The 5178-nt window shown below is 72.3% G+C and carries 2 protein-coding genes; both read right to left on the bottom strand.

Annotated elements, in window-relative coordinates:
• On the bottom strand, positions 1 to 3520 hold a 3520-nt coding region (locus ABZU75_RS43460), incomplete at its 3' end, for an amino acid adenylation domain-containing protein (protein ID WP_355568374.1).
• A 182-nt stretch (positions 3521 to 3702) separates the two neighbouring features.
• Complete coding sequence (locus ABZU75_RS43455; RefSeq protein ID WP_355568380.1) at positions 3703 to 5175, bottom strand: MMPL family transporter; 1473 nt, start codon at positions 5173 to 5175, stop codon at positions 3703 to 3705.
• Positions 5176 to 5178 lie beyond the last annotated feature (3 nt).

Genomic DNA, 5178 nt, shown 5'->3' with positions numbered 1-5178 from the left:
GTACACCGGGAACACCGGGAACACCGGGAACACCGGGAACACCGGGAACACCGGGAACACCGGGAACACCGGGAACACCGGGAACACCGGGAACACCGGGAACACCGTCGGCCGTACCGTGCACGACACCGAGGCGCTCGCCGGCCGCCTCGTCTGGAACGTTCGAGACCTCCACCCGGCGCACGCAGTCCGCTGCCAGGACCGCTCCAGCCGGGGCGATCTCCAGCCCCCACGCCCCGGCACCCGCCGGAGGCGTGGATGTCCGGAGCCTCAGCGCGTCGTGACGGTCCAGCACGACCTGGACGGCGGCCGTCAGGTTGTCGAGGCCGAGATCCGGGGGTACCCGGAGCACCGCGCTCTGGCTGAATCCCTCGATCGGCCCTTCGCCCTCGGCGAGCCAGGCGATGATCGGGGTGACGTCGACGCTTCCCGTGCCGTCACCCGCCGGATCCGTGCCGTCCGCGGGCTCCTCCGCGGCGAGGGCGACGAGGGCGAGGGCCTCGGGGGTCTGGTGCTGGAAGACCTGCTTCGGAGTGAGCGCGAGCCCGGCCTCCCGTGCTCGGGAGACGAACCGGATGGCGAGGATGCTGTCGCCGCCCAGGTCGAAGAACCCGTCGTCGGCCCCGGCCCTGGGCAGGCCGAGGACCTCGGCGAACAGCCCGGCCAGCAGGTGTTCGCGGTCGGTCGCGGGCTCCCGCCCCGAGGTCTCCCCCGCGGGTTCCGGCAGGGCACGCCGGTCGAGCTTGCCGTTGGCGGTCAGCGGCATCTCGTCCAGCGCCACGATCGCGGCGGGCACCATGTATTCGGGCAGGGACCGCCGCAGGTGCCCGCGCAGTTCCTCCGCGCCCGCGCCACCGACCACGTACCCGACCAGCCGCAGGTCTCCCCCCGGCTCGGGCCCCCGGTCACGGCGGGCCAGCACGGCCGCCTGCTCGACGTCGGGATGCGCGGCCAGTACCGCCTCGATCTCGCCCAGCTCGATCCGGAAACCGCGGACCTTCACCTGCTGGTCGGCGCGGTCGACGTAGTGGAGTTGCCCGTCGGCACCCCAGCGGACCAGGTCGCCGGTGCGGTACATCCGCCCGCCGGGCACGAAGGGGTCGGCGACGAACCGCTCGGCGGTCAGCCCCGGCCGGTTCAGGTATCCGCGCGCCAGGCTGGGTCCCGAGACGTACAGCTCCCCGACAGAACCCGGCGGGACCGGGCGTAGTCCGGCGTCCAGCACGTGCAGGCGGGCGTCGTAGACCGGGCGGCCGATCGGGGTCTCGCCGGGGAGGGTCAGCGGGTCGCTGCAGGTGACGACGACCGTGGTCTCCGTCGGCCCGTAAACGTTGATCATCCGGCGCCCGGCGGACCAGCGGCGGACCAGCTCGGGGCGGCACGCCTCGCCACCCACCAGCAGGGTCCGCAGCCCGGGGAGCGGTCTGACCGGGACCGTCGCCAGCGCGGCGGGGGTGACGAACGCGTGCGTGACGCGTGCCTCGGCGAGGAACCGGCCGAGTGGCTCGCCGCCGTACACCCCGGCGGGCACCGGCACGAGCGCCGCACCCGCCGACAGGGCCATCAGCCACTCGAGCACCGCCCCGTCGAACCCGATCGAGGCGAACTGCAGGACCCGGCTGTCCTCCGTCACCGCGTACCTGTCGATCTCGGTGCGCGCGTACGCGGGCAGGCCCGCGTGGGTGACCACCACTCCCTTGGGGCGGCCGGTGGATCCGGAGGTGTAGACGACGTAGGCCGGGTGTTCCGGCAGCAGCCCGGTCACCGGGTCGGTGGCGGGCAGGCCGTCGCCGGTCCAGGTGTCCAGCTGGACGACCTCGACGCCGGGCGGCGCGTGGAACCCGGCGTCGGCGCGGGTCACCACGGCGGAAGGGGCGGCGTCGGCGAGCATCGTCGCCAGGCGCTCCGGCGGATGGTCGGGGTCGAGGGGGAGGTAGGCGGCGCCGGACTTGAGGATGCCGAGGAACGCGACGGTCATGTCGAGGGAGCGGGGCACCGACAGGCCCACATAACGGTCGGGCCCGGCGCCGAGGGCGATGAGATGGTGGGCCAGCCGGTTGGCCCGCGCGTTCAGCTCGGCATAGGTGATCTCGGTGTCCCCCGCGACGACGGCGACGGCACCGGGAGCGCGCCGCACCCGGTCCTCGAACAGGGAGACGGCCGTGCCCGGCGGCACCTCGCGCGGCGCGGCGCCCCAGTCGGCCAGGAGCGTGTGCTCGGCCTCGTCGAGGAGTTCCACGGCGCCGACGCGGGTGGTGGGGCCCGCCTGGACGACGCGGGTGAGGAAGCGCAGGAAACGGCCGTGATGGTCGGCCAGCAGGCCCTCGCCGTACAGGTCGGGGTGGCCGTCGAAGTCGATGCGGACTCCGCGCCCGTCGGAGCCGTCGTAGAGGTTGATCGACAGGTCCTCGACGGGCCCGGTGCAGAGCGGGTGCGCGACGGCGGTGTGACCGGCGAACCTCAGGTCGTAGTCGAACCGCATGATGTTGACCACCGGGCCGAACAGCCGGTCGCCCACTGTGCCGCGGAGTTCGCGGCGCAGGTCCTCGTACCGGTAGCGCTGGTGCACCAGCAGCCGCCCGACCTCCCGGGTGACCTGGGCGGACAGCTCGCCGAAGGTCGTCTCCGGGGAGACCGCCAGGCGGAGCGGGAGCACGTTGGAGAGCATCCCCGGCGTTCGCCGGGCGGCGGGCGTGGTCCTGGCGGTGACGGCCAGCCCGAGGACCACCTCGCGGGCGCCGGTGAGGCGCCCGACGAAGGCCGCGATCGCCGCGATCATGAACCCGGAGACGGCCGTACCGTGGGAGAGCGCGGCCTCGGTGAGCGCGGCGGCGTCGCGCTCCCCCAGCGTGGCGCTCCGCCGGTTGAACCGCGACGTGGCGGCGGCGCCGGAGGAGAGCGCGGGGACCGCGCTCAGATCGGCGAGCCTGCCGTGCCAGTGGCGGCGGTCGGCCTGGAAACGGTCGGAGGCGCGGTAGGCGGCGTCCTCCTCCAGCAACGTGGCCAGCGACTGGAAACCGCCGGGGCCGGGGTCGCGGCCGTCGACCAGCGCGGTGTAGACCTCGGCGAGACGCTGGGCGATCATCGGCCCGCTGTAGCCGTCCATGACCACGTGGTGGCAGCGCAGGTACCACAGGTGGCGGTCGGGCGCGATCCGGATCAGGGCGGTGGCCACGAGCGCGTCCTCGCGGAACGGCAAGCGCAGGTCCTCCCGCATCCACTCCAGAGCGGCCCGCTCCGCACCGAGTCCCCCGTCGCCAGGCTCTCCCCCGCTGAGGTCGAGGAACGGGCACGGCACCTCGCACTCCCCGACGACCTGACCGACCCGGCCCGCCTCCTCGGTCTCGCCACCGATGATCCGCACGTGAACGGCGTCGACCTCCCCGGCGGCGAGTCGCACGGCCGCGGCGAAGACCTCCGGATCGACCGGGCCGGAGATCTCTATGTACTGGGCAATGCAGAGCGGTTCGCCAGGGATAATCCGCTGGGCGTCCCATATTCCACTCTGCGCTGCAGACAATGGCAGGAGGGAATTCTTGCTGAACACCGTCGCCACGCTTTCCATCTGGGCCGGAAAATGCCTGACGGGTGCTTATTAGCACCTCGAAAGGGCAGAAACGCATTGTGTGCGGCGATCCACCCCCACGTTTATTACCGGCAAGTAAATCACAGGTGTGATCTGCCTCGCAATAACGCCTTTTATCATTTACCGCTAAACTCGCCTCCCACTTTTTCGCTCTTTCTCAAGGCGACCTTGCCGGATCCGAGCACCACGCGGGGGCGCACGAGCCGCCGGGGCCTGAGCATGACCCGCGGTCTGACAGCCGGGGCAGGGGGCCGGTAGGGGCGCGGTCCGCGGTGCCACCAGCGTGTGCCCCTGGCCAGGTGGCTCGGCCACCAGACGACGTCGCCGACGTCCAGGGTGAGCGCGGTCACCAGTACGGAACGGACGATCATCGTGTCGAGCAGCACCCCCACGGCCACCGTGAAGGCGATCTGGACCGTCTGCGTCAGTGGAAGCACCACCAGCACCGCGAAGGTGCCGGCGAGCACGACTCCCGCCGAGGTGATCACACCGCCGGTCGCGCCCAGACCGAGGATCGCGCTGTGCGCCGTGCTGTAGCGGTGCGCCTCCTCCCGAACCCGGTGCATGAGGAAGATGTTGTAGTCGACGCCCAGCGCCACCAGCAGGACGAAGACCAGCAGGACGAACCCCTGGTCCACCCCGGCGAAGCCGAAAAGGTGCGCGAACGCCAGCGAGCTGATTCCCAGCGTGGCCAGGAACGACAGCACCACGGTGGCCAGCAGCAGCATGGGCGCGATGAGCGAGCGCAGCAGCACCGCGAGCACCGCGAAGACCACGAGCAGCACCAGCGGGATGATCACCATCCGATCCCGCTGCGCGCCGCGCTCCAGGTCGGCGATGAGCGCCACGTTGCCGCCCACGTTGACGTCCGGGGCGGCGACCGCCCGCAGCCGGTCGCGCAGGGCGAGCACCTCGTGCTGCTCGGCCTCCTCGCCGTCGCCCCCGCGTACCGTCACGTTGAGCAGGATGTCGCCGTTGCCCGCGGCGCCCAGCGAGATCGCGGTGACCTCGGGCCGCTGCGCGGTGTCCACGATCACGTCCCTGACGTACTGCTCGGTGGTGACCACCTGGACCGGGTCGGCCTCGCCCGAGGGGAAGTGCCGCTCGGCGACCTCCTGCCCGACCACCGAGTCCGGCCTGGAGAGGAAGACGTCGGCGTTGCCCAGCCCGCCCGCCCGGTAGGAGGCCAGCCCGGACGCGCACAGGCAGAGCCCGATGACCGTGACGACCCACACCAGACGGGGGTTCGCGTGGATCCTCCTGCCCAGGGCGCCCCATCTGCCGTGGTCGGCGGGGTGCTCCTCGGCGTCCGGGTCGTGGTGCGGGACGAGCGGCCAGAAGATCCAGCGCCCGAAGACGACCATGACCGCGGGAAGCAGGGTCATCATGGCGAGCATCGCGCTGGTCACCCCGACCGCGGAGACCGGCCCGAGTCCCCTGGTGGAGTTGAGCTCGGCCACCACCAGGCAGAGCAGCGCGGCGACCACCCGCGCCCCCCGCGCCCCCACCCCCCCCCCCGCCCCGCCGCCCCCCCCCCACCCCCACCCCCAAAACGCCGCCCCCCACCACCGGCAGGAAAAAAAAAACAAACA

Source organism: Streptosporangium sp. NPDC005286, from assembly GCF_040607515.1.
Lineage (GTDB): Bacteria > Actinomycetota > Actinomycetes > Streptosporangiales > Streptosporangiaceae > Streptosporangium.
This window is presented reverse-complemented; position numbering and strand designations above follow the sequence as displayed.